The sequence below is a fragment of the Streptomyces sp. NPDC002209 genome (genome assembly GCF_042890265.1).
Taxonomy (GTDB): domain Bacteria; phylum Actinomycetota; class Actinomycetes; order Streptomycetales; family Streptomycetaceae; genus Streptomyces.
The window spans coordinates 57,744-84,118 of record NZ_JBIARX010000020.1 but is presented as its reverse complement, the minus strand read 5'-3'; the positions used below and the strand labels follow the sequence as shown (position 1 = coordinate 84,118).

At 71.7% G+C, this 26,375-nt stretch carries 26 protein-coding genes and 1 riboswitch; of the genes, 22 read left to right on the top strand and 4 right to left on the bottom strand.

All coding sequences use genetic code 11. The features are described from left to right. The first annotated feature begins 40 nt into the window (after positions 1–40). A complete protein-coding gene (locus tag ACFYXK_RS28935; protein WP_389413774.1) occupies positions 41–676 on the top strand; it encodes a DJ-1/PfpI family protein in 636 nt (211 codons plus the stop codon). Here ACFYXK_RS28935 and ACFYXK_RS28930 read toward each other — a convergent pair. After that, positions 654–1,409, bottom strand: a complete 756-nt coding sequence (locus ACFYXK_RS28930; protein WP_389413773.1) for an enoyl-CoA hydratase/isomerase family protein — start codon at positions 1,407–1,409, stop codon at positions 654–656. The genes ACFYXK_RS28935 and ACFYXK_RS28930 overlap by 23 nt on opposite strands. A 78-nt stretch (positions 1,410–1,487) precedes the next feature. Here ACFYXK_RS28930 and ACFYXK_RS28925 point away from each other — a divergent pair, with 78 nt between their 5' ends. Continuing rightward, on the top strand, positions 1,488–2,156 hold the full coding sequence (locus ACFYXK_RS28925) for an HdeD family acid-resistance protein (RefSeq protein WP_389413772.1): 669 nt from the start codon (positions 1,488–1,490) through the stop codon (positions 2,154–2,156). 130 nt (positions 2,157–2,286) lie between these two features. Further along, on the top strand, positions 2,287–2,775 hold the full coding sequence (locus tag ACFYXK_RS28920; RefSeq protein WP_389413800.1) for an ATP-binding protein: 489 nt from the start codon (positions 2,287–2,289) through the stop codon (positions 2,773–2,775). A gap of 13 nt (positions 2,776–2,788) precedes the next feature. Here the strand turns inward: ACFYXK_RS28920 and idi are convergent, their stop codons facing one another. Then, positions 2,789–3,388: an isopentenyl-diphosphate Delta-isomerase gene (idi, locus tag ACFYXK_RS28915; RefSeq protein WP_389413771.1), complete on the bottom strand. Its 600-nt coding sequence runs from the start codon at positions 3,386–3,388 to the stop codon at positions 2,789–2,791. A 127-nt stretch (positions 3,389–3,515) separates the two neighbouring features. After that, positions 3,516–4,064: a GNAT family N-acetyltransferase gene (locus tag ACFYXK_RS28910; protein ID WP_389413770.1), complete on the bottom strand. Its 549-nt coding sequence runs from the start codon at positions 4,062–4,064 to the stop codon at positions 3,516–3,518. 383 nt (positions 4,065–4,447) lie between these two features. Between ACFYXK_RS28910 and ACFYXK_RS28905 the strand changes: the two genes are divergently transcribed. The 16 genes from ACFYXK_RS28905 to ACFYXK_RS28830 all read left to right on the top strand — a co-directional run bounded on the left by ACFYXK_RS28905 (position 4,448) and on the right by ACFYXK_RS28830 (position 21,652). Next, a complete protein-coding gene (locus ACFYXK_RS28905; RefSeq protein WP_389413799.1) occupies positions 4,448–6,220 on the top strand; it encodes a DUF5941 domain-containing protein in 1,773 nt (590 codons plus the stop codon). Further along, entirely contained in the window at positions 6,217–6,969 is a 753-nt protein-coding gene (locus tag ACFYXK_RS28900; RefSeq protein WP_389413769.1) for a sugar phosphate nucleotidyltransferase, read from the top strand. Before ACFYXK_RS28905 ends, ACFYXK_RS28900 begins: the two co-directional genes overlap by 4 nt. After that, positions 6,957–8,018 (top strand): iron-containing alcohol dehydrogenase family protein, encoded by a 1,062-nt coding sequence (locus ACFYXK_RS28895; protein WP_389413768.1) that lies wholly within the window; start codon positions 6,957–6,959, stop codon positions 8,016–8,018. Before ACFYXK_RS28900 ends, ACFYXK_RS28895 begins: the two co-directional genes overlap by 13 nt. Further along, the gene (locus ACFYXK_RS28890; RefSeq protein ID WP_389413767.1) at positions 7,996–8,775 is read left to right on the top strand and encodes a CDP-alcohol phosphatidyltransferase family protein; all 780 of its coding nucleotides are present in this window, start codon (positions 7,996–7,998) and stop codon (positions 8,773–8,775) included. The genes ACFYXK_RS28895 and ACFYXK_RS28890 overlap by 23 nt, the downstream gene beginning before the upstream one ends. 8 nt (positions 8,776–8,783) lie before the next feature. After that, positions 8,784–9,656 (top strand): glycosyltransferase family 2 protein, encoded by an 873-nt coding sequence (locus tag ACFYXK_RS28885; protein WP_389413798.1) that lies wholly within the window; start codon positions 8,784–8,786, stop codon positions 9,654–9,656. Between the two features lie 130 nt (positions 9,657–9,786). Then, positions 9,787–10,722 carry an ABC transporter permease gene (locus tag ACFYXK_RS28880; protein WP_389413766.1) on the top strand — a complete coding sequence of 312 codons (936 nt, stop codon included), beginning with the start codon at positions 9,787–9,789 and terminating at the stop codon, positions 10,720–10,722. Beyond that, positions 10,715–11,497: an ABC transporter ATP-binding protein gene (locus tag ACFYXK_RS28875; RefSeq protein WP_383510504.1), complete on the top strand. Its 783-nt coding sequence runs from the start codon at positions 10,715–10,717 to the stop codon at positions 11,495–11,497. The genes ACFYXK_RS28880 and ACFYXK_RS28875 overlap by 8 nt, the downstream gene beginning before the upstream one ends. Positions 11,498–11,822: 325 nt before the next feature. Further along, entirely contained in the window at positions 11,823–12,770 is a 948-nt protein-coding gene (gene hpnC, locus ACFYXK_RS28870) for a squalene synthase HpnC (protein ID WP_389413765.1), read from the top strand. Then, complete coding sequence (gene hpnD, locus ACFYXK_RS28865) at positions 12,767–13,738, top strand: presqualene diphosphate synthase HpnD (protein WP_389413764.1); 972 nt, start codon at positions 12,767–12,769, stop codon at positions 13,736–13,738. The genes hpnC and hpnD overlap by 4 nt, the downstream gene beginning before the upstream one ends. After that, positions 13,738–13,914, top strand: a complete 177-nt coding sequence (locus tag ACFYXK_RS28860) for a hypothetical protein (protein ID WP_389413763.1) — start codon at positions 13,738–13,740, stop codon at positions 13,912–13,914. Before hpnD ends, ACFYXK_RS28860 begins: the two co-directional genes overlap by 1 nt. Continuing rightward, the gene (hpnE, locus tag ACFYXK_RS28855; RefSeq protein ID WP_389413762.1) at positions 13,911–15,290 is read left to right on the top strand and encodes a hydroxysqualene dehydroxylase HpnE; all 1,380 of its coding nucleotides are present in this window, start codon (positions 13,911–13,913) and stop codon (positions 15,288–15,290) included. The genes ACFYXK_RS28860 and hpnE overlap by 4 nt, the downstream gene beginning before the upstream one ends. Positions 15,291–15,340: 50 nt before the next feature. Then, positions 15,341–16,441, top strand: a complete 1,101-nt coding sequence (locus ACFYXK_RS28850; protein WP_389413761.1) for a polyprenyl synthetase family protein — start codon at positions 15,341–15,343, stop codon at positions 16,439–16,441. Between the two features lie 117 nt (positions 16,442–16,558). Then, positions 16,559–18,517, top strand: a complete 1,959-nt coding sequence (gene shc, locus ACFYXK_RS28845) for a squalene--hopene cyclase (RefSeq protein ID WP_389413760.1) — start codon at positions 16,559–16,561, stop codon at positions 18,515–18,517. After that, the gene (locus ACFYXK_RS28840) at positions 18,514–19,239 is read left to right on the top strand and encodes a 1-hydroxy-2-methyl-2-butenyl 4-diphosphate reductase (protein ID WP_389413759.1); all 726 of its coding nucleotides are present in this window, start codon (positions 18,514–18,516) and stop codon (positions 19,237–19,239) included. The genes shc and ACFYXK_RS28840 overlap by 4 nt, the downstream gene beginning before the upstream one ends. A gap of 5 nt (positions 19,240–19,244) precedes the next feature. Further along, positions 19,245–20,273, top strand: a complete 1,029-nt coding sequence (gene hpnH, locus ACFYXK_RS28835) for an adenosyl-hopene transferase HpnH (protein WP_389413758.1) — start codon at positions 19,245–19,247, stop codon at positions 20,271–20,273. Further along, positions 20,270–21,652, top strand: a complete 1,383-nt coding sequence (locus tag ACFYXK_RS28830) for an aspartate aminotransferase family protein (protein ID WP_389413757.1) — start codon at positions 20,270–20,272, stop codon at positions 21,650–21,652. Before hpnH ends, ACFYXK_RS28830 begins: the two co-directional genes overlap by 4 nt. 60 nt (positions 21,653–21,712) lie before the next feature. On the opposite strand, the gene ACFYXK_RS28825 is transcribed toward ACFYXK_RS28830, so the two are convergent. Beyond that, the gene (locus tag ACFYXK_RS28825; protein ID WP_389413756.1) at positions 21,713–22,534 is read right to left on the bottom strand and encodes a tyrosine-protein phosphatase; all 822 of its coding nucleotides are present in this window, start codon (positions 22,532–22,534) and stop codon (positions 21,713–21,715) included. Positions 22,535–22,812: 278 nt separating this feature from the next. Continuing rightward, positions 22,813–23,020, top strand: a riboswitch (cyclic di-AMP (ydaO/yuaA leader). Between the two features lie 4 nt (positions 23,021–23,024). On the opposite strand from ACFYXK_RS28825, the gene ACFYXK_RS28820 reads away from it, so the two are divergent. The 3 genes from ACFYXK_RS28820 to ACFYXK_RS28810 all read left to right on the top strand — a co-directional run bounded on the left by ACFYXK_RS28820 (position 23,025) and on the right by ACFYXK_RS28810 (position 26,343). After that, positions 23,025–24,020, top strand: a complete 996-nt coding sequence (locus ACFYXK_RS28820) for a LysM peptidoglycan-binding domain-containing M23 family metallopeptidase (RefSeq protein WP_389413755.1) — start codon at positions 23,025–23,027, stop codon at positions 24,018–24,020. Positions 24,021–24,188: 168 nt separating this feature from the next. Further along, complete coding sequence (locus ACFYXK_RS28815; RefSeq protein ID WP_030297484.1) at positions 24,189–24,974, top strand: SGNH/GDSL hydrolase family protein; 786 nt, start codon at positions 24,189–24,191, stop codon at positions 24,972–24,974. Positions 24,975–25,143: 169 nt separating this feature from the next. Beyond that, positions 25,144–26,343 carry an MBL fold metallo-hydrolase gene (locus ACFYXK_RS28810; RefSeq protein WP_389413754.1) on the top strand — a complete coding sequence of 400 codons (1,200 nt, stop codon included), beginning with the start codon at positions 25,144–25,146 and terminating at the stop codon, positions 26,341–26,343. Positions 26,344–26,375: the final 32 nt, after the last annotated feature.

Sequence of the window (26,375 nt, the reverse complement as noted above, 5' to 3'; positions counted from 1 at the left end):
ACGCCGGCGGGGCCGCAACGTTCACCACTCTGGAGGAAACATGCAGATCGCAGTCCTGCTCTACGACCGGTTCACCGCGCTCGACGCCATCGGTCCCTTCGACACCCTCGGGCGGCTCCCCGACGCCGAGGTCGTGTTCGTCTCGGAGCGGCCCGGGCCGGTGCGGACCGACAACGGGGCGCTCGCGCTCGTCGCCGACAAGGGGCTCGACGAGGTGACCCGGCCCGACATCGTCATCGTGCCGGGCGGCCCCCACCCCGAGCTGGAGATGGAGAACCCGGCCGTCGTCGACTGGCTGCGCGCCGTCGACGCCACCACCACCTGGACCACCTCCGTCTGCACCGGCTCGCTCCTCCTGGCCGCCGCCGGGCTGCTCAAGGGGCGGCGGGCCGCGAGCCACTGGCTCTACCTGGACCGGCTGCCCGCCTTCGGCGCCGAACCCACCGCAGAGCGCGTCGTGTACGACGGGAAGTACGTCACCGCCGCCGGGGTGTCCTCCGGCATCGACATGGGCCTCGGCCTCCTCGGCCTCATCGCCGGCGACGAGTACGCCCAGACCGTCCAGCTGATGACCGAGTACGACCCCCAGCCGCCCTACGACTCCGGCTCGCCGGACAAGGCCCCGGCCGGGATCGTGGCGCGGCTGCGCGCGGTCAACCCGCTCGGCCCCCGGTAGTCCAGCCGAACGACGGGGCACGGCGTTCCAGGAACGCGGCGACGCCCTCCGCGGTGTCGCCGCTGCCGGCCGCCTGCTGCGCCCAGTACCCGTCCCGGTCCGTGCGCCCGTCCGCGAACTCCTTGGCCGAGGCCTGCGTCAGCTGCGAGCGGGTGGTCAGGATGCGGGCGAAGTCCGCGATGCGCTTGTCCAGTTGCCCGGCCGGCAGCAGCTCGTTCAGGAAGCCCGCGCGCAACGCGTGCTCCGCGTCGATCAACTCCGCGGAGAACAGCAGGTACTTGGCCACCGCGGGGCCGACCAGCGCGGCCAGCCGGCGGGTCGAGGACGCGGCGTAGACGATGCCCAGCCTCGCCGGGGTCACCCCGAAGGACGCCCCCTCCTCCGCGAAGCGCAGATCGCAGGCCGCGGCCAGCTGGCTGCCGCCGCCCACGCAGAACCCGCGGATCGCGGCGAGCGTCGGCTTGGGGAAGGCGGCCAGGGCCTCTTCCGCCGCCACGGCCAGCGCCTGCGGGTCCTCGTCCCCGGTCAGGGAGGAGATGTCGGCCCCGGCGCAGAAGGTCGGCCCGGCCCCGGTCAGGACGAGCACCCGTACGGCCGGGTCGGCCGCGAGCCCGTCCAGTACCTCCGGCAGGGCCCGCCACATCGCCGCGGTCATGGCGTTGCGCTTGGCGGGATGCGAGATGACGACCGTGGCGACCCCGTCGGCGACCGTGTGCAAGAGCGCTGCGTCCATGCGCCGGATGCTATCCCGGTCGCCCGAACCTATGATCAAGGGGAGTCCGTCCGGGGGGTGCTGAAAGGTGGCACGACCATGGGCGCAGACCGTTCCGGGGCCGGGGCCGGGGCTGGTGCCGGGGACAGGAAGCGGCTCAAGCGGAGTTTCGGGCTGCTGGCCGTGCTCGGGCTGCTCCTGGTGGTGGCCGGACTGGTGGGTCTGTTCTACGCCGCCTTCGCCACGTTGACCACGATGTTCCTGTTCGGCTGGCTGCTGCTGGCCGGCGGACTGGTGGGCCTGGTCCAGGCGTTCCAGTCCCGCAGGAGCAACCACTTCTGGCTCGCCGTCGTCGTCGCCGCGATCAACATCGCCGCCGGTTTCGTGATCCTGCGCCGGCCCGAGGCGAGCGCCGAGGCGCTGACGATGTTCGCCGCGCTGTTCTTCCTCATCGGCGGGCTGTTCCGGCTGGTCGGGGGCCTGGTCGTGCGTGGGTCGCACCTGTGGCTGAACCTGGTCCAGGGAGCCTTCGGCATCCTGCTTGGCTTCCTGATCCTCTCCAACTGGCCGGGCAACAGTCTCTACGTGATCGGAACCTTCTTCTCCCTCGCCCTCTTGTTCGACGGACTGAGCCTGCTGGTGCTGGGCATGAGCGCCCGGCGCATTCTGGGCTTGGTCAGGGAAGACGAGGTTCCGGCGGCCGCGGGCGGGGCGGGTGCCGCGGCCGAGAAGGGTCCCGCAGAAGATCAGGAACAGTCGCACAACTGACGCTGTCATACGCCAACGGTCAGAAAGCGTCCGATTGACGCTGACTTCTGGTCAGGGGTCCGGTCCGGACCAGCCCGTTCCCCACTCTGGACGCGTGGAGACGATCGAGCGTGAAGACGGGGGCCGGAAGATGGATGTCAGCGGGAGCGTCCCGCCAGCCAAGGAGGGTGAGCCGGAGGCGCCGGCCGACCCCCTCGCGTACGAAGGCGTGTGGCGGTTCACCGTGCCCGCTGTAGAAGAATCCGTTCCGCAGGCCCGCCGCGCCGTCCGCGACCTGCTCGGCCGCCAGGGCGTCCCGGCCCACCGGGACCTGGTGTACTCCCTGCTGCTGATCGTCTCCGAACTGGTGACGAACTCGGTCCGGCACGCGGCCCTGCTCTCGCCGCAGGTCGCGGTCGAGGTCGCCATCGGCCGGGAGTGGGTACGGGTGGCCGTCGAGGACAACCACCCGTACCGCCCCAAGGCGCTGGAGGCGGATTTCGGGCAGACCGGCGGCCGGGGCCTGCTCCTGGTGCGCGAGATCACCCTCGAGTCCGGCGGGGTCTGCGACGTCGAGCACACCTCGACGGGCGGCAAGGTCATCTGGGCGGCCCTGCCGCTCGCCGCACCCGCGGTCTGAGAGGGCGTACGGGCTACCAGCCCGCGGCATCACCGGTCAGTTCCCGGATCGCGGGCCGGGCCGCGTCCAGCACGGTCATGAACCAGGCGGAGAACGGCGCCTCGGCGTGCCGCTCGGCCAGTTCCCCGGCGGTGACGAACGCGGTGTCGCCGACCTCCTCCGGATCCGGTCGCAGCTGCGCCTGGGCCAGTCCCACGAACAGGTGGTTGTACTCCTGCTCCACCAGACCCGACGCGGGGTCCGGGTGGTTGTAGCGGACGGTCCCCGCCTCCGCGAGCAGCGAGGGCGACAGGCCCAGCTCCTCGTAGGTCCGCCGGGCCGCCGCCGCGAACGGGGACTCCCCGGGGTAGGGGTGGCCGCAGCAGGTGTTCGACCAGACGCCGGGGGAGTGGTACTTCCCGAGGGCGCGCTGCTGGAGCAGCAGGCGGCCCTGCTCGTCGAAGAGGAACACGGAGAAGGCCCGGTGCAGCAGACCGGGCGCCTGATGGGCGGAGAGCTTCTCCGCCGTGCCGATGGTGTTGCCGGACTCATCGACCAGTTCGAGCATGATCGGTTCCTGAGTGCCGGTGCCGGGGGACGCGGTGTTCGCGGCGGTGGCTGGTGTGGTCGGCATACCCATCCTTCGCTTCGGACTTCGACCTTCAGTCTGCCGTACAAAAGAGGCTTGTCCCCACTTCGGTGATCCGCGCATGTCCGCCCCCGCCGCGTGGTAAGCGGCGAGGGGCAGATCACACGAGCGGTCAGATCCCGAAGGGCGCCGGGTAGGCGATGGTGCCCTGCGCGACGGGCACGGAGGCGTCCAGCACCAGCGCCATCATCGCCTCGTCGGGCACCTCGAACGGCGCCCGGATCCCGAACCGCGAAGCCGGTACGAAGCCGAAGCGCGGATAGTAAGACGGATGCCCGAGGACCAGGACGAGAGCCTCTCCCTGCTCCTCGGCCGCCGCGAGCAGTGCCCGTACGACCGAGCTGCCGGCGCCCGAGCGCTGGTGCGCGGGGTGGGCCGCGACCGGAGCGAGGGCAAGGGCCGGGGCCCCGCCGACCTCGCAGCGGGTCAGCAGGGCGTGCGCCGCCACCGACCCGTCCGGGGCCTCGGCCACGTACGACAGCCCCGGCAGCCAGGAGGCGTCCGCGCGCAGCGCGTCCACGAGGTCTGCCTCCAGCGGGGTCTCGAACGCCGCGAGGTTGACGGCCCGCACGGCGGCCGCGTCGGCCGGGGTCTCGGGCCGGGTGCGCCAGGCGATGCGGGTGTGGTCGGTGTTGTTCTTGTCACCAGTGATGTCGGTCAACGTGAACCCTTGGAGAGAGGGGCTCCGGCCGACGCGGCGGATCGGTGTGATCAGGCCTGGCCGGACGCCCGGAAGGAAGAGGGGATGAACCGGAGTTCGCCGCGCTCGGCAGCGACCACTGCGACGGTCATCGACCCACCTCCTCCCGCTCGGCTGTTCCGAGGGTTCCACAAGACGTTTCACCCTAACATCCAGGCGGTTTGTGGTACCTGGGCGTGATCGTCAATGATGATCGCGCCAGGGCCCGAGGCCCCGGAATATTCGGCTTATCGGGGAGTAAACGGGTGGTGAACCCCGGCTTCCTTTCATCCGATAGCCTCTGCCGACGTGCCGCCGCCCCCACCAGGCGGCCGTCCAGTGTTCGCTGCAAGGAGTGAGTTCGTCTGTCGACCGTCATCCTCACCGGCCTGCCGGTCCCCGGATCACCGCTCACCGACGAGCTGCGTTCCCTCGGCTTCGACGTCCGCCCGGCCGCCTTGCCCGAAGACACCGCCGCGGTGCTGGCCGGCGTACCCGCCGACCGGCGTGTCGCCGTCGTCGACAGCGCCTTCGTCGGGCACGTCCACGCCCTGCGGCTCGCGCTGACCGACCCGCGCTTCGACGCCTGCGCCGTGACCGGCGCGTTCGCCGTCCAGCCGGGCGCCCGCGCGGCCCTGGACAAGGCCGCGGCCCTCCCGGCGCAGGGCGACGGCCCGTACGCGGACCGGCTCGCCCGCGCCGTCGAGGCCGCCGGGACCCCCGTCCAGCGCCCCGAGCTCGGCACCCTGGTCGCCGCCGTCCCCGCCACCGATGCGGAGCGCGCCGCGGCGGACGCCGCCGTCGCCGCCGTCGACGACGAGGCCGTGCGCCTGCGTACGGCCGTCAAGTCCCGCGACGGCTTCTTCACCACCTTCTTCATCAGCCCGTACTCGCGCTACATCGCCCGCTGGTGCGCGCGCCGCGGCCTGACCCCGAACCAGGTCACCACCGCCTCGCTGATCACCGCACTGATCGCGGCCGGCTGCGCCGCCACCGGCGAGCGCGGCGGCTACATCGCGGCCGGCGTGCTGCTCCTCGTCTCCTTCGTCCTGGACTGCACGGACGGGCAGCTCGCCCGCTACTCGCTGCAGTACTCGACGATGGGCGCCTGGCTCGACGCCACCTTCGACCGCGCGAAGGAGTACTCCTTCTACGCGGGCCTCGCGCTCGGCGCCGCCAGGAACGGCGACGACGTGTGGGCCCTCGCGCTCGGCGCGATGATCCTCATGACCTGCCGCCACGTCGTGGACTTCTCGTTCAACGAGGCCAACCACGACGCCACGGCCAATACGAGCCCCACCGCGGCCCTGTCCGACAAGCTCGACAGCGTCGGCTGGACGGTCTGGATCCGGCGGATGATCATCCTGCCGATCGGCGAGCGCTGGGCCATGATCGCGGTGCTCACCGCGGCCACCAGCCCCCGGATCGTCTTCTACGCCCTGCTGATCGGCTGCGCCTTCGGTGCGCTCTACACCACCGCCGGCCGGGTGCTGCGCTCGCTGACCCGCAAGGCCGTCCGTACCGACCGCGCCGCGCAGGCGCTGGCCGACCTCGCCGACTCCGGCCCGCTGGCCTCGATCGGCATCGCGCTGGCCAAGGGACGCCCCGTCGCCCCGCTGCTGATGACCCTCGCCGGCAGCGTGCTGGTCATCGGAGACGCTCTGCGCAGCGGGTACGGCTCGCCCTGGCTCGCCGGGGCCGCGGTGTTCTACGTCATAGCCACCGGCGCGGCCGTCTCCCGCCCCCTCAAGGGGGCACTGGACTGGCTCGTCCCGCCGCTGCTGCGCTGCGCCGAGTACGTGACCGTGCTGGTGCTCGCCGTCAAGGCGGACGTACCCGGAGCCCTTCCGGCCGCATTCGGACTGGTCGCGGCGGTCGCCTACCATCACTACGACACGGTCTACCGCATCCGCGGCGGCTCCGGCGCACCGCCGAGGTGGCTGGTGTGGACGATCGGCGGACATGAGGGCCGGGTCCTGCTGACCGTGGTCCTGGCCGCCGTCCTGCCCCGTGACGCGTTCCCCGTCGCGCTCACGGCCCTGGCCGTGTTCGTGGCACTCGTGGTGCTCGTGGAGAGCATCCGCTTCTGGGTCTCCTCCGGGGCACCCGCCGTACATGACGAAGGAGAACCAGCATGATCGGCCTTGTACTCGCTGCCGGTGCCGGACGCCGCCTGCGTCCCTACACCGACACCCTGCCCAAGGCCCTCGTGCCCGTCGGCCCCGAAGGCGACGAGGAAAGCCTGACCGTGCTGGACCTCACCCTCGGCAACTTCGCCGAGGTCGGCCTCACCGAGGTCGCGATCGTCGTCGGCTACCGCAAGGAAGCCGTCTACGCGCGCCGGGAGGCCCTGGAGGCCAAGTACGGCGTCAAGATCACGCTGATCGACAACGACAAGGCCGAGGAGTGGAACAACGCCTACTCCCTGTGGTGCGCGCGTGACGTCCTGAAGCAGGGTGTGATCCTCGCCAACGGAGACACCGTCCACCCGGTCTCGGTCGAGCGGACCCTGCTCGACGCCCGCGGCAACGGCCAGAAGATCATCCTCGCCCTCGACACGGTCAAGAGCCTGGCCGACGAGGAGATGAAGGTCGTCGTCGACGGCGCCGAGGGCGTTCAGAAGATCACCAAGCTGATGGAGCCCTCCGACGCGACCGGCGAGTACATCGGCGTCACGCTCATCGAGCCGGAGGCCGCCGAGGCCCTCGCCGAGGCGCTGAAGACCACCTTCGAGCGCGACCCCGACCTGTACTACGAGGACGGCTACCAGCAGCTCGTCAACGACGGCTTCGTGATCGACGTGGCCCCCATCGGCGACGTCAAGTGGGTCGAGATCGACAACCACGACGACCTCGCCAAGGGCCGGACGATCGCATGCCAGTACTGACGAGGCTCATCCCCTCCCCGGTCGTCGTCGACATCACCCGCGGCGCCATGGACGACCTGGCCGGCCTCCTGGCCGACCAGCGGATCTCGGCGTCCGGGAAGCTGGCGATCGCGATCAGCGGCGGCTCCGGCCAGGTGCTGCGCGCCAAGCTGGAGCCCGTGCTGCCGCACGCCGACTGGTACCCGGTCGTCGACGGGACCATCGACTCCGCCGTCAAGCTCGCCGACGACATAAAGGGCCGTCGCTACGACGCCGTCGTCGGCCTGGGCGGCGGGAAGATCATCGACGTGGCCAAGTACGCCGCGGCGCGCGTCGGCCTGCCCATGGTGGCCGTCGCCACCAACCTGGCCCACGACGGCATCTGCTCGCCGGTGGCCACGCTCGACAACGACAACGGCCGCGGCTCCTACGGCGTGCCCACGCCGATCGCCATGGTCATCGACCTCGACGTGATCCGCGACGCCCCCGTGCGGTTCGTCCGCTCCGGCATCGGCGACGCGCTCTCCAACATCTCGGCCATCGCCGACTGGGAGCTCTCGCACAAGATCACCGGGGAGCCCGTGGACGGCCTGGCCGCCGCCATGGCCCGTACGGCCGGCGAAGCCGTCCTGCGCCACCCCGGCGGCTGCGGCGACGACGACTTCCTGACGGTCCTCGCCGAGTCCCTGGTCCTCACCGGCATCGCCATGTCGATCAGCGGGGACACCCGGCCGGCGTCCGGCGCCTGCCACGAGATCAGTCACGCCTTCGACCTGCTCTACCCGGGGCGCTCCGCGCTCCACGGCGAGCAGGTGGGCATCGGCGCGGCCTTCGCGATGTACCTGCGCGGCGCCAAGGAACAGTCCGGGCTCTTCGTCGAGTCGATGCGCGGCCACGGGCTGCCCGTGCTGCCCGCCGAGATCGGGTTCAGCGTGGACGAGTTCGTCGCGGCCGTCGAGTACGCCCCCCAGACCCGCCCGGGACGCTTCACGATCCTGGAGCACCTCAATCTGTCCGCAGCCGAGATCAGGGACGCTTACGCCGACTATGCCAAGACCATCCGTAGCTGAACTCCGGCCCGTCGTTCACCCGCCGGGCGTCAAGGACCGGCGCAGTGGCGAGCACTGGGGCGGTCGCCTGTACATGCGCGAGATCTCCCTGCGCATCACCCGCGTCCTGGTGAGCACCAGGGTCACGCCCAACCAGCTGACCTACCTGATGACCCTCGCCGGTGTCCTGGCCTGCCCGGCACTGCTCGTACCGGGCATCTGGGGCGCCGTCCTCGGCGTGGTGGCGGTCCAGATGTACCTGCTGCTCGACTGCGTCGACGGCGAGGTCGCCCGCTGGAAGAAGCAGTACTCGCTGTCCGGGGTGTACCTGGACCGCGTCGGCGCCTACCTGTGCGACGCCGCCGTCCTCGTCGGCTTCGGCCTGCGCGCCAGCGACCTGTGGGGCACCGGCCGCATCGACTGGCTGTGGGCCTTCCTGGGCACCCTCGCGGCCCTCGGCGCCATCCTGATCAAGGCCGAGACCGACCTGGTCGGCGTCGCCCGCCACCAGACCGGCAAGGAGCCCGTCGCCGAGGCCGCCGCGGAGCCGCGCTCCTCCGGCATGGCGCTCGCCCGCCGGGCCGCGTCCGCGCTGAAGTTCCACCGGCTCGTCCTCGGCATCGAGGCCTCGCTGCTCATCCTGCTGCTGGCCGTCCTGGACCAGATGCGGGGCGACCTGTTCTTCTCCCGGCTCGGTGTCGCCGTACTGGCCGGCATCGCCATGCTCCAGACGGTGCTGCACCTGGTGTCGATCCTGGCCTCGAGCAGGCTCAAGTGACGACGGCGATGCGGCTGGGCGCCGTGATCATCACCATGGGCAACCGGCCCGACGAGCTGAAGGCGCTCCTGGACTCGGTGGCCCGCCAGGACGGCGACCCCATCGAGGTCGTCGTCGTGGGCCAGGGCGTCCAGGTCACCGGACTCCCCGCGGGAGTGCGCACCGTCGACCTGCCCGAGAACCTGGGCATCCCCGGCGGCCGCAACGTCGGCATCGAGGCCTTCGGCCCCGGCGGCAGCGAGGTCGACGCCCTGCTCTTCCTCGACGACGACGGACTGCTGGAGCGCACGGACACCGCCGAGCTGTGCCGGCAGGCCTTCGCCGAGGACCCGAAGCTCGGGATCGTCAGCTTCCGGATCGCCGATCCGGAATCCGGCGAGACCCAGCGCCGGCACGTGCCCCGGCTGCGCGCCTCGGACCCGATGCGCTCCTCCCGTGTGACCACCTTCCTGGGCGGCGCCAACGCCGTCCGTACGCAGGTGTTCGAGCAGGTCGGAGCGTTGCCGGGCGAGTTCTTCTACGCGCACGAGGAGACCGATCTGGCCTGGCGGGCCCTCGACGCAGGGTGGCTGATCGACTACCGGGCGGACATGGTGCTCCTGCATCCGAAAACCGCCCCCTCCCGGCACGCGGTCTACCACCGTATGGTGGCTCGTAACCGGGTGTGGCTCGCCCGCCGAAACCTGCCTGCTCCGCTGGTCCCGGTCTACCTGGGCGTCTGGCTCCTGCTGACGCTGCTGCGCAAGCCCTCGGTGCCGGCGCTCAAGGCCTGGTTCGGTGGGTTCAAGGAGGGGTGGACCACCCCCTGCGGTCCCCGGCGCCCCATGAAGTGGCGTACGGTCTGGCGGCTGACCCGGCTGGGCCGACCGCCTGTCATCTGACACGCTCGCGTCTGAGAACATGACGCGGTCACGGAACACACGTGATCACGGAACCTGCATGATCACGGGCCGAGCGCCCCAGGCCCGATGCCACCTTCTGCCGCATCTTGAAGACGGAAAGTTTCAACTTGTGAGTGACACAACCCAGGATGGCGCCCTCGCCACGAGCAAGCCGCCGTCCGAAGACGCAGGGCTGACCCCGGCGGAGCTCGCCAGGAAGTACGGCCTGTCCGTCAGCGGTGCCCGGCCGACCCTGGCCGAGTACGTGCGGCAGCTCTGGGACCGGCGCCACTTCATCATGGCGTTCTCCCGGGCCAAGCTCATGGCCCAGTACAGCGAGGCGAAGCTCGGCCAGATCTGGCAGGTGGCGACCCCCCTGCTCAACGCGCTGGTGTACTACCTGATCTTCGGCCTGATCATGAACGCCGGCCGGGGCATGGAGAAGGGGGTCTACATCCCCTTCCTGGTGACGGGCATCTTCGTCTTCACCTTCACCCAGAGTTCGCTGATGGCGGGAGTCCGGGCCATCCCCGGCAACCTCGGCCTGGTCCGGGCCCTGCACTTCCCGCGCGCCTCCCTGCCGATCTCCTTCTCGATGCAGCAGCTCCAGCAGCTGCTCTACTCGATGATCGTCGTGCTGATCGTCACGGTCTCGTTCGGCAACTACCCGAGGCTGGCCTGGCTGCTGGTCATTCCGACCCTGGCACTCCAGTTCCTCTTCAACACCGGCCTCGCGCTGGTCTTCGGGCGGATGGGTTCCAAGACCCCCGACCTCGCGCAGCTGATGCCGTTCATCACGCGCACGTGGATGTACGCCTCGGGCGTCATGTTCTCCATCAGCGGAGCGCTCGAGGACCGGCACGTGCCCGCGTGGGTCACCGACGTGCTCCAGTGGAACCCGGCCGCGATCTACATGGACCTGGTCCGGTTCGCGCTGATCGACGACTACGGCCGGGAAAACCTGCCGCCGCACGTCTGGGCCTTCGCCGTCGGCTGGGCCGTCGTGATCGGCCTCGGCGGTTTCGTGTACTTCTGGAAGGCTGAGGAGCGTTACGGCCGTGGCTGAGAACAATCGGGGCAACGTCCCCACCGTCATCGCCGACGACGTGCACATCGTCTACCGCGTCAACGCCGGCAGGTCCGGCAAGGGCAGCGCCACCGCTGCGCTGAGCAAGATAATGCGCCGGGGTAAGGGCGATGCCCCGGGCGTCCGCCGGGTCCATGCCGTGCGCGGCGTGTCCTTCACGGCGTACCGCGGCGAGGCCATCGGCGTCATCGGCTCCAACGGCTCCGGCAAGTCCACCCTGCTGCGGGCCATCGCCGGCCTGCTGCCCTGCGAGTCCGGCAAGGTCTACACCGACGGCCAGCCCTCGTTGCTGGGTGTCAACGCCGCACTGATGAACGACCTCACCGGTGAGCGCAACGTGGTCCTCGGCGGTCTCGCGATGGGAATGAGCCGCGAGCAGATCCGGGAGCGATACGACGACATCGTCGACTTCTCGGGCATCAACGACAAGGGCGATTTCATCTCCCTTCCGATGCGCACGTACTCCTCCGGTATGGCCGCGCGCCTGCGCTTTTCCATTGCGGCGGCGAAGGACCACGACGTTCTGATGATCGACGAGGCCCTGGCGACCGGTGACCGCAAGTTCCAGGTGCGTTCCGAGGACCGCATCCGCGAACTGCGCAAGCATGCCGGAACCGTTTTCCTGGTGAGCCACAACAACAAGTCCATCCGCGACACCTGCAGCCGCGTGCTGTGGCTGGAGAAGGGTGAACTGCTGATGGACGGGCCCACCGAGGAAGTCGTCTCGGCCTACGAGAAGGCCACCAGCGCCTGACGCGGCGAGTGTCGGCCCCCGTCGCCTCGAGCGGCGGGGGCTTCGGCATGCCCGGGACGCCCGGCGCCGACATTCGGTAGCGGAGTGAATACCCGAGAGGCTGCCGCGGCGTTGTACAGCGTAAGCTGGAGCAGGCCTCAATCGCGGTCAGAGGGGACGATTCCCCGCAGGTGAACGGCCTGGGGTACCCCGGGGAAAGTCCGGCGGCGTGTCCGAAATAGGATGTATTGGGTCGGCAGTGTAGAACGGGAGATGTGACGGCAATGGCTACGGGAATTCTCCGGCCCCCAGGCATTACGGCCGTCCCCCGCGCGGGCGGCGGGCGGTGACCCCCGGGCACGGTATCCGGCCACGGCGGGACGCGGCCCCCACAGCCCCAGACGCCCACGCGCGCGCCACCCTCGGCAAGGCGCGGACGGAGAACTTCCCCGTCGCCCCGTCCTTCCTCCCGCGCGCCTGGCGCGACGGCCTCATCGCGGTGTACGGGTACGCCCGCCTCGTGGACGACATCGGCGACGGCGACCTCGCCCCCGGCGGCCACGACGCCGTACTCCTCGGCCTCGACCCGGCCGCCGCGGACGAACCGCTCGCCATGCTCGACGCCCTCGAGGCGGACCTGCGTCGCGTCTTCGGCGGCTCCGACGGCCCGCCGCGCCACCCCCTGCTGCAGGCCCTGCGGCCCGTGGTCCGCGCCCACGGCCTGACCCCCGAGCCCTTCCTCGGGCTGATCGAGGCCAACCGCCAGGACCAGCACGTCACGCGCTACGAGACGTACGGCGACCTGCTCGCGTACTGCGAGCTGTCGGCGAACCCGGTCGGCCGCCTCGTGCTGTCCCTCACCGGCACCAGCACCGCCGAGCGCATCCGCCGCTCCGACGCCGTCTGCACGGCCCTGCAGATCGTCGAACACCTACAGGACGTCGCGGAGGACCTCGGCCGGGGCCGCATCTACCTCCCGGCCGAGGACATGCGCCGCTTCCACGTGGCCGAGGCCGACCTCAAGGCCCGCCATGCCGGAGCGTCCGTACGCTCCCTGGTCGCGTTCGAAGCCGAACGCGCCCGCGACCTCCTGAATGAAGGCACCCCGCTCGTGGGTAGCGTGCACGGCAGGCTCCGGCTGTTGCTCGCGGGATTCGTGGGAGGAGGGCGTGCCGCCCTGCGAGCCGTCACCGCCGCCGGCTTCGACGTGCTCCCCGGCCCGCCCAAGCCCACCAGGAGCGGCCTGCTCCGCGAGGTGGCCACCGTCCTGCGCACAGCGCCGAGAAAGGGGTGAGCCCGACCGTGGAGGGTTCCGCACACACGTCCGCACCGTCCGCACCGGTCCTGGCGGCCTACAGCTACTGCGAGGCCGTCACCGGTTCGCAGGCGCGCAACTTCGCGTACGGCATCCGGCTGCTGCCCTCCGACAAGCGGCAGGCGATGTCCGCGCTGTACGCGTTCTCCCGGCGCGTCGACGACATCGGCGACGGCACACTGGCCCCCGGGGCCAAGCTCGCCCGGCTCGAGGAGACCCGCGCCGTCCTCGGCCGGATCCGGGCCGGGGAGATCGACGAGGACGACACCGACCCGGTCGCCGTCGCCCTCGCCCACGCGGCCCGCCGCTTCCCGATCCCGCTCGGCGGCCTCGACGAGCTCATCGACGGCGTCCTGATGGACGTCCGCGGCGAGACCTACGAGACCTGGGACGACCTCAAGGCCTACTGCCGCTGCGTGGCCGGAGCCATCGGACGGCTCTCCCTCGGCGTGTTCGGCACCGTGAACACCGGAGGCCTCGACGCGTCCGACGCGGCCCGCGCCGACGAGTACGCCGACACCCTCGGCCTCGCCCTCCAGCTCACCAACATCCTGCGCGACGTCCGCGAGGACGCCGGCAACGGGCGCACCTACCTGCCCGCCGAGGACCTCGCCAAGTTCGGCTGCTCGGACGGGTTCGGGAGCGACCGGATGCCCGCCGGGGCCGATTTCGCCGGGCTGGTCCACCACGAAGTCCGGCGCGCCCGCGCCCTGTTCGTCGAGGGCTACCGGCTGCTGCCCATGCTCGACCGGCGCAGCGGCGCCTGCGTCGCCGCCATGGCCGGCATCTACCGGCGCCTGCTCGACCGGATCGAGCGGGAGCCCGAGGCCGTGCTCCGCGGCCGCGTCTCGCTGCCCCCGCACGAAAAGGCGTACGTCGCCGTCCGCGGCCTGTCCGGCCTCGACGCCCGGACCATCTCCCGCCAGAGCACGCGGAGGCGGAGCTGATGAGCCCGACGCAGACGCCGCACACCCCGGCGGCGCACCGCACCGGGCCGGCGGCCCCCGCGCAGGCGCACGGCCGGCAGGCAACCCCGGCGCGGGCCGCCGCGTCTCACCGTGCGGGCTCCGCCCGGACGGCCGCCCCGGCGGGCAGTCGGCGTACGACGGGGGAGGCCGCATGAGCGCGACCGAACAGCGTGCCGTCGTCATCGGCGGCGGGCTCGCCGGCGTGACGGCAGCGCTCGAACTCGCCGACGCGGGGCTTGAGGTCACCCTCCTCGAAGGCCGCCCGCGGCTCGGCGGGCTCGCCTTCTCCTTCAAGCGCGGCGACCTCACCGTCGACAACGGCCAGCACGTCTACCTGCGCTGCTGCACCGCCTACCGGTGGTTCCTCGACCGCGTCGAGGGCGCCGACCTCGCACCGATCCAGGACCGGCTCGACGTCCCCGTGCTCGACGTCGCCCACCCCGGCGGACCGCGCCTGGGCCGGCTGCGCCGCACCGCCCTGCCCGTACCCCTGCACCTGGCGGGCTCCCTCGCCCGCTACCCGCACCTCTCGCTCGCCGAGCGCGTGAGCGTCGGCCGCGCAGCCGTCGCGCTGCGCCGGCTCGACCCCGCCGACCCGGCGCTGGACGGCCTGGACTTCGCGACCTGGCTCGGGCGCTACGGCCAGAGCCCGCGCACCATCGAGGCCCTGTGGGACCTCGTCGGCATCGCCACGCTCAACGCCACCGCCGACCAGTCCTCGCTGGGCCTGGCCGCCATGGTCTTCAAGACCGGCCTGCTCTCCGAGAACGGCGCCGCCGACATCGGCTGGGCCTCGGTCCCGCTCGGCGACCTGCACGACACCCTCGCCCGCAAGCAGCTCGACGCCGCCGGCGTACGCACCGGACTGCGCACCCGCGTCACCTCCATCTCCCGTACGCAGGACGGGAACTGGCGGGTCGACACCGAGGGCGGGACCCTCGACGCGGGCACCGTCGTCCTCGCCGTCCCGCAGCGCGAGGCCCACGGACTGCTGCCGCCCGGCGCGCTCGCCGACCCGGACAAGCTCCTCGACATCGGCACCGCGCCCATCCTCAACGTCCACGTGGTCTACGACCGCAAGGTGCTCAAGCAGCCCTTCTTCGCCGCGCTAGGCTCCCCGGTCCAGTGGGTCTTCGACCGCACCGACGCCTCCGGGCTGCCCGACGGCGGCCAGTACCTGGCCCTGTCCCAGTCGGCCGCCCAGGACGACATCGACGAGCCCGTCTCGGTGCTGCGCACGAAGTACCTGCCCGAGCTGGAACGGCTGCTGCCGGCCGCGCGGGGCGCCAAGGTACGGGACTTCTTCGTGACCCGGGAGCGGACGGCCACGTTCGCCCCCACCCCCGGCGTCGGCCGGCTGCGCCCCGGGGCGCGGACCGACACGCCGGGCCTCTACCTCGCCGGTGCGTGGACCGCCACCGGTTGGCCCGCGACCATGGAGGGCGCTGTCCGCAGCGGACTGAGCGCGGCGCACGCCGCACTCGCCGCACTCGGCCGCCACCGGGAGCACCCCCTGCAGGAGGCGGCATGACGATCACCAGCACGACCGCAGCAGCACGTACAGGAAACAGAGGAGAGCCAGTGAACCCGGGGAATCCGGCCGTCGAGAACACGGATGCCGGCAACGGCGCAGCCGGCGAGGGCGTGGAGAAGGCGGACACGATCGCCCTCCTGGAGCGCGGCCGCACGCTGTCGACCCCCGTGCTCCGCGCCGCAGTCGACCGGCTCGCGGCGCCCATGGACACCGTCGCCGCGTACCACTTCGGCTGGATCGACGCCGAGGGCAACGCGGCCGACGGCGACGGCGGCAAGGCCGTGCGCCCCGCCCTCGCGCTGCTCTCCGCCGAGGCCGCGGGAGCCGCGGCCGAGGTCGGCATCCCCGGCGCCGTCGCCGTCGAGCTCGTGCACAACTTCTCGCTGCTGCACGACGACCTGATGGACGGTGACGAGCAGCGCCGCCACCGCGACACGGTGTGGAAGGTGCACGGCCCGGCCCTCGCGATCCTGGTCGGCGACGCGCTCTTCGCCCTCGCCAACGAGGTCCTGCTGGAACTCGGCACCGTCGAGGCCGGCCGCGCCGCGCGCCGGCTGACCACCGCCAGCCGCAAGCTCATCGACGGTCAGGCCCAGGACATCTCCTACGAGCACCGCGAGCGCGTCAGCGTCGAGGAGTGCCTCGAGATGGAGGGCAACAAGACCGGCGCCCTGCTCGCCTGCGCGGTCTCCATCGGCGCCGTCCTCGGCGGCGCGGACGACCGTACGGCCGACAAGCTGGAGGAGTACGGCTACCACCTCGGCCTCGCCTTCCAGGCCGTCGACGACCTCCTCGGCATCTGGGGCGACCCGGAGGCCACCGGCAAGCAGACCTGGAGCGACCTGCGCCAGCGCAAGAAGTCCCTGCCGGTCGTCGCCGCCCTCGCGGCGGGCGGACCCGCCTGCGAGGAGCTCGCGAAGCTGCTCGCCGCCGACGCCAAGAGCAATGACTTCGAGAACTTCTCGGAGGAGGAGTTCGCGGCCCGCGCCGCGCTCATCGAGGCCGCGGGCGGGCGCGAGTGGACCGCCGAGGAGGCGCGCCGCCAGCACGCGATCGCCATCCGCGCGCTGGACGACGTGGACATGCCCCAGCAGGTGCGCGAACAGCTCGTCGCCCTCGCCGACTTCGTCGTCGTGCGCAAGAGGTGATCGCCACCCGAGCAGGGATATGACGCGCGAGTCGCCGGCCGGCGCCACCTGACAGGAGCGCCCGGCCGACGGCATACCCCAGCACAGCAGAGGACCACTGCCACGTAAGGGGAAGCCATGACAGCGACGACCGACGGCGCCGGTACCCCCGGCGCCGCCCCGGATTCCACCGCACCGGACACGGTGCAGGGTGCGCAGGAGGCCGCCGCGCGGGCCACCCGGTACCTGCTGGCGCGCCAGGACGCGGCCGGGTGGTGGAAGGGCGACCTGGAGACCAACGTCACCATGGACGCCGAGGACCTGTTGCTGCGGCAGTTCCTCGGGATCCGGGACGAGGCCACCACGCAGGCCGCCGCCCTCTTCATCCGGGGCGAGCAGCGCGAGGATGGCACCTGGGCCACCTTCCACGGCGGTCCGCCCGAACTCTCCGCCACCATCGAGGCGTACGTCGCCCTGCGGCTCGCCGGCGACGCGCCCGACGCCCCGCACATGGCCCGCGCCTCGGCCTGGGTTCGGGCCCACGGCGGGATCGCAGCCGCCCGCGTCTTCACCCGGATCTGGCTGGCCCTGTTCGGCTGGTGGAGCTGGGACCACCTGCCCGAACTCCCGCCCGAGCTGGTCTTCCTGCCGCCGTGGGTACCGCTGAACATCTACGACTTCGGCTGCTGGGCCCGCCAGACCATCGTGCCGCTGACCGTGGTCTCCGCCAAACGCCCGGTCCGTCCGGCCCCGTTCGCCCTCGACGAGCTGCACACCGACGCACGGCGTCCGTACACGGCCAGGCGCCCGGCCCCGCTGGCCAGTTGGGAGGGCGCCTTCCAGCGGATGGACAAGGTCCTGCACGTCTACCGCCGGTTCGCCCCGCGCCGGCTGCGCAAGGCCGCGATGGACACCGCCGCCCGCTGGATCATCGAGCGCCAGGAGAACGACGGCTGCTGGGGCGGGATCCAGCCGCCCGCCGTGTACTCCGTCATCGCCCTGCACCTGCTCGGGTACGACCTCGCCCACCCGGTGATGCGGGCCGGGCTGGAGTCCCTCGACCGGTTCGCGGTGTGGCGCGAGGACGGCGCCCGGATGGTCGAGGCCTGCCAGTCCCCGGTCTGGGACACCTGCCTCGCCGCCATCGCCCTGGCCGACGCGGGCCTGGCGCCCGACCACCCGGCGCTGGTGAAGGCGGCCGACTGGATGCTCGGCGAGGAGATCGTCCGCACCGGCGACTGGGCGGTCCGCAGGCCCGGACTCGCCCCCGGCGGCTGGGCGTTCGAGTTCCACAACGACACCTACCCCGACATCGACGACACCGCCGAGGTGGTCCTCGCCCTGCGCCGGATCCGGCACCCGGAGCCGGCCAGGGTGGAGGCGGCCATCGCCCGCGGGGTCTCCTGGAACCTCGGCATGCAGTCCGGGAACGGCGCCTGGGGCGCCTTCGACGCCGACAACACCAGCCCCTTCCCGAACCGGCTGCCGTTCTGCGACTTCGGCGAGGTCATCGACCCGCCGTCGGCCGACGTCACCGCCCACGTGGTGGAGATGCTCGCCGTCGAGGGCAAGGCCGCCGACCCGCGGACCCGGCGCGGCACCGCCTGGCTGCTCGCCGAACAGGAGCCCACCGGAGCCTGGTTCGGCCGCTGGGGCACCAACTACGTGTACGGGACCGGTTCGGTGGTCCCGGCCCTGACCGCCGCCGGCATCGCCCCGGCGCATCCCGCGATCCGGCGGGCCGTGCGCTGGCTGGAATCCGTACAGAACGAGGACGGCGGGTGGGGCGAGGACCAGCGCTCCTACAAGGACCCGGAGTGGGCCGGGAAGGGGGCCTCGACCGCCTCGCAGACCGCCTGGGCGCTCATGGCACTGCTCGCGGCGGGGGAGCGGGACGGCAAGGCCGTGGAGCGGGGCATCGGGTACCTGGTGCAGACCCAGCGGGAGGACGGCTCCTGGGACGAGCCGTACTTCACCGGCACCGGCTTCCCCTGGGACTTCTCCATCAACTACCACCTGTACCGGCAGGTGTTCCCGCTCACCGCGCTCGGCCGCTACCTGTACGGGGAACCCTTCGCGCCCGGGGAGGCGCGATGAGCGCCGCCCGGGCCGGCGGTCCCGAGCCGCACGGGCCGCCGCCGACCCCGCCGCCGACCCCGCCGCCGACCCCGCCGCCGGCCCCGCTGCTGGTCGCCTGCGCCCTGCGCATCGAGCAGGCGGCCCTGCGCAGCGGCGGCGGCCGCGGCGCCGCCCGCACCGCACCCGGGTACTGCCTCCTGCGCACCGGGATGGGTCCGCGCGCCGCCGAGCGGGCCGTCGGCCGGGCGCTCGCCGAGCCGGGGATGGGCCGGGCCCCCGTCCTCGCCACCGGGTTCTGCGCCGGGCTGGTCCCCGGCATGAACCCCGGCGACCTCGTCGTCGCCGAGGAGATCCGCGATCCCCGGGGCACCGTCGCGTGCGACGGCACCGCGCTGCTCGCCGAGGCACTGGCCCGGGCCGCCCCGGGCCGGACCGTGCACACCGGCGCACTGACCGGATCCGACCACGTCGTCCGCGGGCAGGAACGTGCCCAGCTGCGCGCCACCGGCGCCATCGCGGTCGACATGGAGTCCGCGGCCACCCTGTGGACGGCCACCCGGGCCGCCGCAGATGGCTGGAACCGTCCGGTTGCGGCCGTCCGGGTGATCGTGGACGCTCCGGAGCATGAGCTCGTCCGCATCGGCACGGTCCGCGGTGGAATATCGGCCTTCCGCGTACTGCGTGCCGTACTGCCCGCGTTTCATGACTGGCACCGTTCTTTGCTGCTCCCCAGGAGGTGAGCCAGATGGCCATGCCACTGCGACAGTCCATCAGGGTCGGGACGTATCTTCTCGAACAGAAGCTCCGCAAGCGTGAGAAGTTCCCGCTGATCGTCGAGCTGGAACCGCTCTACGCCTGCAACCTGGCCTGCGAGGGGTGCGGGAAGATCCAGCACCCGGCCGGCGTGCTCAAGCAGCGCATGCCGGTCGCCCAGGCCGTCGGCGCCGTCCTGGAGTCCGGCGCGCCCATGGTGTCCATCGCGGGCGGCGAGCCCCTGATGCACCCGCAGATCGACGAGATCGTGCGGCAGTTGGTGGCCAAGCGGAAGTACGTTTTCCTCTGCACCAACGCGATGCTGCTGCGCAAGAAGATCGAGAAGTTCACCCCGTCCCCGTACTTCGCCTTCGCCGTGCACATCGACGGCCTGCGCGAACGGCACGACGAGTCGGTCGCCAAGGAAGGCGTCTTCGACGAGGCGGTCGCCGCCATCAGGGAGGCGAAGCGGCGCGGGTTCCGGGTCACCACCAACTCCACCTTCTTCAACACCGACACCCCGCAGACGATCATCGAGGTGCTCAACTACCTCAACGACGACCTCAAGGTCGACGAAATGATGATCTCGCCCGCCTACGCCTACGAAAAGGCCCCTGACCAGGAGCACTTCCTGGGCGTCGAACAGACCAGGGAACTCTTCAAGAAGGCCTTCGCGGGCGGAAACCGCAGGCGCTGGCGGCTCAACCACTCCCCGCTCTTCCTCGACTTCCTGGAAGGCAAGGTGGATTTCCCCTGCACCGCCTGGGCCATTCCCAATTACTCCCTCTTCGGCTGGCAGCGCCCCTGCTATCTGATGAGCGACGGGTACGTGCCGACGTACCGGGAACTGATCGAGGAGACCGACTGGAGCAAGTACGGCCGCGGAAAGGACCCGCGCTGCGCGAATTGCATGGCGCACTGCGGCTACGAGCCCACCGCCGTCCTCGCCACCATGGGCTCCCTCAAGGAGTCCCTGCGCGCGGCCCGGGAGACGGTCTCGGGGAACCGGGAGAAGCCGTGACCGGCTTCGACCTCCGCGCCCTGCTGGACGAGCGGGGCGGGGAACGGTACGAGCTGCACTCCAGGCACCTCAACCACCAGCTGCCCCGGATGCTGCACACGATCGGCTTCGACAAGGTCTACGTGCGGGCCGAAGGCGCACACTTCTGGGACGCCGACGGCAACGACTACCTGGACATGCTGGCCGGGTTCGGCGTGATGGGCCTGGGCCGCCACCACCCGGTGGTCCGCCGGGCACTGCACGACGTCCTGGACGCACAGCTCGCCGATCTGACCCGGTTCGACTGCCAGCCGCTGCCCGGGCTGCTGGCGGAGAAGCTGCTCTCGCACAGCCCGCACCTGGACCGGGTCTTCTTCGGCAACAGCGGCACCGAGGCCGTGGAGACCGCCCTGAAGTTCGCCCGGTGCGCCACCGGGCGGACGCGGGTCCTCTACTGCGACCACGCCTTCCACGGGCTGACCACGGGTTCGCTCTCGGTCAACGGGGAGGCCGGGTTCCGCGACGGCTTCGCACCGCTGCTGCCCGATACGAAGATCGCCCTCGGGGACCTGGCCGCCCTGGAGCGGGAGCTGAAGCGGGGCGACGTCGCCGCCTTCGTCGTCGAGCCGGTCCAGGGCAAGGGCGTACTCGCGGCCCCGCCCGGGTTCCTGCTCGCGGCGCAGGAGCTGCTGCACCGGCACAAGGCGCTGCTGATCGCGGACGAGGTGCAGACGGGGCTCGGCCGGACCGGCGATTTCTATGCGTACCAGCACGAGCCGGGCGTGGAGCCGGACCTGGTGTGCGTGGCGAAGGCCCTTTCGGGTGGCTATGTGCCGGTCGGCGCGACCCTGGGCAAGGACTGGATCTTCAAGAAGGTCTACTCGTCCATGGACCGGGTGCTGGTGCACTCCGCCAGCTTCGGGTCCAACGCGCAGGCGATGGCGGCCGGGCTGGCGGTGCTCTCCGTCATGGAGGACGAGTCGGTGGTCGCGAACGCCCGCGCGACGGGCGACCTGCTGCGCGGCCGGCTCGCGGCGCTCGTGGACGAGTACGAGCTGCTCCACGAGGTACGGGGGCGCGGCCTGATGATCGGCATCGAGTTCGGGCGGCCGTCCTCGCTCGGGCTGCGCAGCCGGTGGACCATGCTCCAGGCGGCCCGCAAGGGGCTCTTCGCCCAGATGGTCGTGGTGCCGCTGCTGCAGAAGCACCGGATCCTGACGCAGGTCTCCGGGGACCATCTGGAGGTCATCAAGCTCATCCCGCCGCTGATCGTGGACGAGCGGGACGTCGACAGGTTCGTCGGCGCCTTCCGCGCGGTCATGGACGAGGCGCACGGCGGCGGAGCTCTGATGTGGGACTTCGGCAGGACGCTGGTGAAGCAGGCCGTCGCCGGAGGCTGACGGCCCGCTCCGATCGTTCGCTTCCCGGCCGGGCCGCTCCCGGCCGGGCTGCCGGCCGGGTTACCGGTCGAGCAGCTGCTCCCGCAGCCGGTCGAGGTTCTCGGGCGTGAGTCCGAGGCCCTCGGCGAGGTACCGGTCGACCCCGCCCCAGTGCTGGTCGATGGTGTCGAACGCCGCCGTCAGGTACTCGGCGCGGGCGTCGAAGAGCGGGGCGAGCAGCTCCATCACCTCGGGGGAGCGGGCCTCGGGGGCCTCGCTGGTACGGCGGACCCGGTAGCGGCGGTGCGGGGCGTTGGACTCCAGGTAGTCCGCCACGATCGCCTCGCGCTCGACGCCCAGCGCGAGCAGGGTGACGGCGATCGACAGGCCGGCCCGGTCCTTGCCGGCCGCGCAGTGCATGAGCGCCGGAATGCTGTCCTCGGCGAGGGCCCGCACGACCCGGCCGTGCTCGGCGGTGCGGTGTTCGACCATCGAGCGGTACGAGTTGGTCATCCGGGCGGCGGCCTTCCCCTCGCCCAGGATTCCGCGGAGCTGCTCGAGATCGCCGCCGCGGACCATCGTCCAGAATTCCTTGCCGTCGGCCGGATCCGACAGCGGGATGTTCACGTTCCGCACGCCGGGAAGCTCGACGTCGAGTCCTTCCAGGGCGTGGTCGGCGCCGTTGCGGAAGTCGAAAATCGTGTGGAGTCCGAGCGATGCGAGGAATTCTGCATCGGTTTCGGTGGCATGTGCCAGATGTCCGCTACGGAATAGTTTTCCTGGCTTGACCCTCCGCCCGTCGGTGGTCGGCAGGCCGCCCACGTCACGGAAGTTGCGCACTCCGGCCAGCTCCGGCTCCGGTACGGGCTCGGTCCGCGGGGGCTGGGGTATCTGCTGGGTCACGGGAACTCCTCCGCGTCGTCGTGAGATGTCCGAATTACGCTACTTGGGACCAACTTGCCATCACCGGAGGCGAGATCGGGCGCAGCCCCGTGAGCCAGATCATACGGTGACCGTGAGTGCCTGATCGTCGAAGTCGAAAGGCCCGGCCGGGGCGGTCGTTGGCGGCGGGGAATGGACGGAGGGTGACCGGAATTCCTTCGAACTCCGGGGCCTGTTAATCCGTCAGGAAATTCGTGGCTTGTTCGGTGCGGCGGAACTCGATTACCTTCGCGATCGATCCGGATGGACCGCCGAATCCTGCCGCCGTCCGGAAACCGCACCCGACTATTCACGCGCGCGGCAGGAGCGGGGGAACCAGGTAAGCCGCTGTTCCCGATCTTTGTATCGGCGCAGCTCGGGGTGAAGCCGTACATGTTCCGTTCATGTGCGGCCGGACATCTCCAGTCCGAACCCGACAGCTCACCTCGCAGGCGACGGAGAGGAATTCGCCATGCCTGCAAAGGGTAAGCACCGCCGTCCCAAGTCCCGTTCCGTGGCGCGCGGCTTCGCCGTCGCAGGCACCGGCGGTGCGGCCCTCGCGCTGCCGCTGCTGGGTGCCGCCGGCGCCCACGCGGCCGGCGTCCCGGCCACCGCGCCCGCCGCGAATCCCGTGCAGGCCCCGCAGGTTCCGGCGGCGCTGCAGGCCGCGCCCGCCGCTGCAGTGCAGTCCGCGCCGGCCGTCTACACGGTCGTGCCGGGCGACTACCTCTCCAAGATCGCCCAGGACCGCCACCTCTCGGGCGGCTGGCAGCAGCTGTACGCCGACAACCGCGAGGCCGTCGGCACCGACCCGTCGCTGATCCACCCCGGGCTGAAGCTGACCCTCGGTGCGCCGGGCGAGGCGGCTGCGGCCGCGCAGGCTCCGGCCCCGGCGGAGAAGTCCGCGGCCTCGGGTGCGGCCGCGTCCTCCGACGGCAAGGGCTCCGCGGCCGCCGCTCCGGCCGCCGCCCCCGCCCCCGCCCCCGCCCCCGCCGCCGCGGCCGCCGCCGCGCCCGCGAAGAAGAGCACCGCCGCCAAGCCCGCGGCCGGTACGGTCGGCGCCGCCGGCTTCGTCGCCCCCGTCAGCGGCGGGATCTCGACCCAGTACAAGACCCCCGGCGCCATGTGGTCCAGCGGCTACCACACCGGTGTCGACTTCATCGCGAGCTCCGGCACCACCGTCCGGGCCGTGGGCGCGGGCACCGTGGTCTCCGCCGGCTGGGCCGGCGCGTACGGCAACGAGGTCGTCATCCGGCACGCGGACGGCAAGTACTCCCAGTACGGCCACCTGTCCCAGCTCTCCGTCTCGGCCGGCCAGAGCGTCACCGGCGGCCAGACCATCGGCCTCTCCGGCTCCACCGGCAACTCGACCGGCCCGCACCTGCACTTCGAGATCCGCACCGGGCCGTCCTACGGCTCGGACATCGACCCGCTGGCCTACCTCCGCACCAAGGGCGTGAGCATCTGACGGCTCCCGCCGCCGGAAAGAGGCAACCGGACTCGTGAGGCCGGGACCCGAGGGGGGTCCCGGCCTCACGCCCTGTTATTCCGCACCGAACAGGTGGTATAGATCACGGTCCGTCAACCCCTTCCTACGGTGGCGTAGGTCACGTGCCGGGGTGAAGGATGTGTTCTCGTGGCAGCGACGAAGACGACACTCAAGACCATCGGCTCGTACGCGGCGATCGGGGACAGCTTCACCGAGGGTGTGGGGGACCCGGGGCCCGGGGAGACCTTTCTCGGCTGGGCGGACCGGCTGGCCGTACTCCTGGCCGATCAGCGCGAGGAACACGAGTTCCGGTACGCGAACCTGGCCGTGCGGGGGCGCCTGCTCGACCAGATCGTGGCCGAGCAGGTCCCCCGGGCCAAGGAGCTCGCACCGGACCTGGTGAGCTTCTGCGCGGGCGGCAACGACATCATCCGGCCCGGCAGCGACCCGGACGACGTGGCGGAGCGGTTCGAGGCGGCCGTCGCCGACCTCACCGGAGCCGTCGGCCACGTCATGATCACCACTGGCTTCGACACCCGCGGCGTGCCCGTCCTCAAGCACCTGCGGGGCAAGGTGGCCACGTACAGCGCCCACGTCCGTGCCATCGCCGACCGCTACGACTGCCCGGTGCTCGACCTCTGGTCGCTGAAGTCCGTGCAGGACCGGCGTGCTTGGGACGACGACCGGCTGCACCTCTCGCCCGAGGGGCACACCCGGGTCGCGCTGCGCGCCGCCCAGGTGCTGGGGCTCGAGGTGCCCGCCGACCCCGACCAGCCGTGGCCGCCGCAACAGCCGCGCGGCTCGGTGGACGTGACCCGGGACAACATCCAGTGGGCGCGGGAGCACCTGGTGCCGTGGATCGGGCGGCGGCTGCGCGGGGAGTCCTCCGGGGACCACGTGGAGGCGAAGCGTCCGGACCTGCTGCCGTTGTAGCCGGGAGCGGGAGGAGCGCAGCAGGCGTGCCGGGCAGGGGAACGGGACGGGGCAGCAGGACGGGGACGCGCGGCGGAATCCTTCGGGGCCGGTGCGCGTTGGCATGGTGATAGACCGGAAACGAGTACGGCCTTTCACGCCCATCCGTCCTACCCTCCCAGGAGGCGCTTTGACCGGCTCCCGTCCCCTGCGTCCACGGCTGCGCGCCCTGCGGCCCGAAGCCTTCGGCGCGGATCCGTCCGGCGCACGTCTGGAGCGGATCCACCGCTCGCCGAACTTCGCCGACGGCGTCTTCCAGAACCCGGTCGGGGCGCGGACCAGGCCTTCCGGTTCCATGATGGAGTTCGCCAAGATCTACTTCCACAAGGAGCAGCGGATCCGGCGGAACCCCGGAGCTCCCATCCCGGTCTACCCGACGACCCTCGCCGAGCTGGCGAAGCCGCCGGCCAGCGGGCTGCGCCTGACCTGGATGGGGCACTCGGGCGTGCTCGCGGAGATCGACGGGCGGCGGGTGCTGTTCGACCCGGTGTGGGGTGAGCGCTGCTCTCCCTTCCCGTTCGCCGGGCCCAAGCGGCTGCATCCCGTACCCGTACCGCTGGCCTCGCTGGGCCCGGTCGACGTCGTGGTGATCTCGCACGACCACTACGACCACCTCGACCTGCCGACGATCAAGGAGCTGGCCGGTACGGACACGGTGTTCGCCGTTCCGCTCGGCGTCGGCGCCCACCTGGAGCGCTGGGGGGTGTCTGCGGACCGGCTGCGGGAGCTCGACTGGAACGAGGGCACCAAGGTCGCGGGACTGTCGCTGACGGCCACGCCGGCCCGGCACTTCTGCGGGCGCGGCCTGCGCAACCAGCAGAACACCCTGTGGGCCTCCTGGGTCGTCGCGGGCGACGAACACCGGATCTTCCACAGCGGCGACACCGGTTACTTCCCCGGGTTCGGGGAGATCGGCGCCGAGCACGGCCCCTTCGACGCCACGATGATCCAGATCGGGGCCTACTCGGAGTACTGGCCCGACATCCACATGACCCCCGAGGAGGGCATGCGCGCCCACCTCGACCTCCAGGGCGGGATCCCGCACGGCACGATGCTGCCGATCCACTGGGGCACCTTCAACCTGGCCCCGCACCCGTGGGACGAGCCCGGCGAGGGCACCGTCACCGCGGCGGAGGCCACCGGGGCGGCCATCGCGCTGCCGATCCCGGGTCAGCCGTTCGAGCCGGGCGACGCCGATGCCCCGAGCGAGCCGTGGTGGCGCCCGTTCGTGGCGTCGGCCCCGCCCGTGCCCGCCGCACCCTCCCGCCCGGCCGCGACCGCGCGGCCGCCGGCCGTGGCGCACGAGGAACCGGAGGCCGTCGGCTCGTAGGCACCCTCCGGAGCGGTCTTCGGCCCGGGGGT

Coding starts and splice junctions, on each gene's coding strand:
- ACFYXK_RS28930 (WP_389413773.1), bottom strand. CDS start 1,409: ATGGACGCAGCGCTCTTGCACACGGTCGCCGACGGGGTCGCCACGGTC.
- ACFYXK_RS28920 (WP_389413800.1), top strand. CDS start 2,287: ATGGATGTCAGCGGGAGCGTCCCGCCAGCCAAGGAGGGTGAGCCGGAG.
- idi (WP_389413771.1), bottom strand. CDS start 3,388: ATGCCGACCACACCAGCCACCGCCGCGAACACCGCGTCCCCCGGCACC.
- hpnE (WP_389413762.1), top strand. CDS start 13,911: ATGAGCGCGACCGAACAGCGTGCCGTCGTCATCGGCGGCGGGCTCGCC.
- ACFYXK_RS28885 (WP_389413798.1), top strand. CDS start 8,784: ATGCGGCTGGGCGCCGTGATCATCACCATGGGCAACCGGCCCGACGAG.
- ACFYXK_RS28860 (WP_389413763.1), top strand. CDS start 13,738: ATGAGCCCGACGCAGACGCCGCACACCCCGGCGGCGCACCGCACCGGG.
- ACFYXK_RS28820 (WP_389413755.1), top strand. CDS start 23,025: ATGCCTGCAAAGGGTAAGCACCGCCGTCCCAAGTCCCGTTCCGTGGCG.
- ACFYXK_RS28895 (WP_389413768.1), top strand. CDS start 6,957: ATGCCAGTACTGACGAGGCTCATCCCCTCCCCGGTCGTCGTCGACATC.
- ACFYXK_RS28925 (WP_389413772.1), top strand. CDS start 1,488: ATGGGCGCAGACCGTTCCGGGGCCGGGGCCGGGGCTGGTGCCGGGGAC.
- ACFYXK_RS28900 (WP_389413769.1), top strand. CDS start 6,217: ATGATCGGCCTTGTACTCGCTGCCGGTGCCGGACGCCGCCTGCGTCCC.
- shc (WP_389413760.1), top strand. CDS start 16,559: ATGACAGCGACGACCGACGGCGCCGGTACCCCCGGCGCCGCCCCGGAT.
- ACFYXK_RS28840 (WP_389413759.1), top strand. CDS start 18,514: ATGAGCGCCGCCCGGGCCGGCGGTCCCGAGCCGCACGGGCCGCCGCCG.
- hpnH (WP_389413758.1), top strand. CDS start 19,245: ATGGCCATGCCACTGCGACAGTCCATCAGGGTCGGGACGTATCTTCTC.
- ACFYXK_RS28890 (WP_389413767.1), top strand. CDS start 7,996: ATGCCAAGACCATCCGTAGCTGAACTCCGGCCCGTCGTTCACCCGCCG.
- ACFYXK_RS28935 (WP_389413774.1), top strand. CDS start 41: ATGCAGATCGCAGTCCTGCTCTACGACCGGTTCACCGCGCTCGACGCC.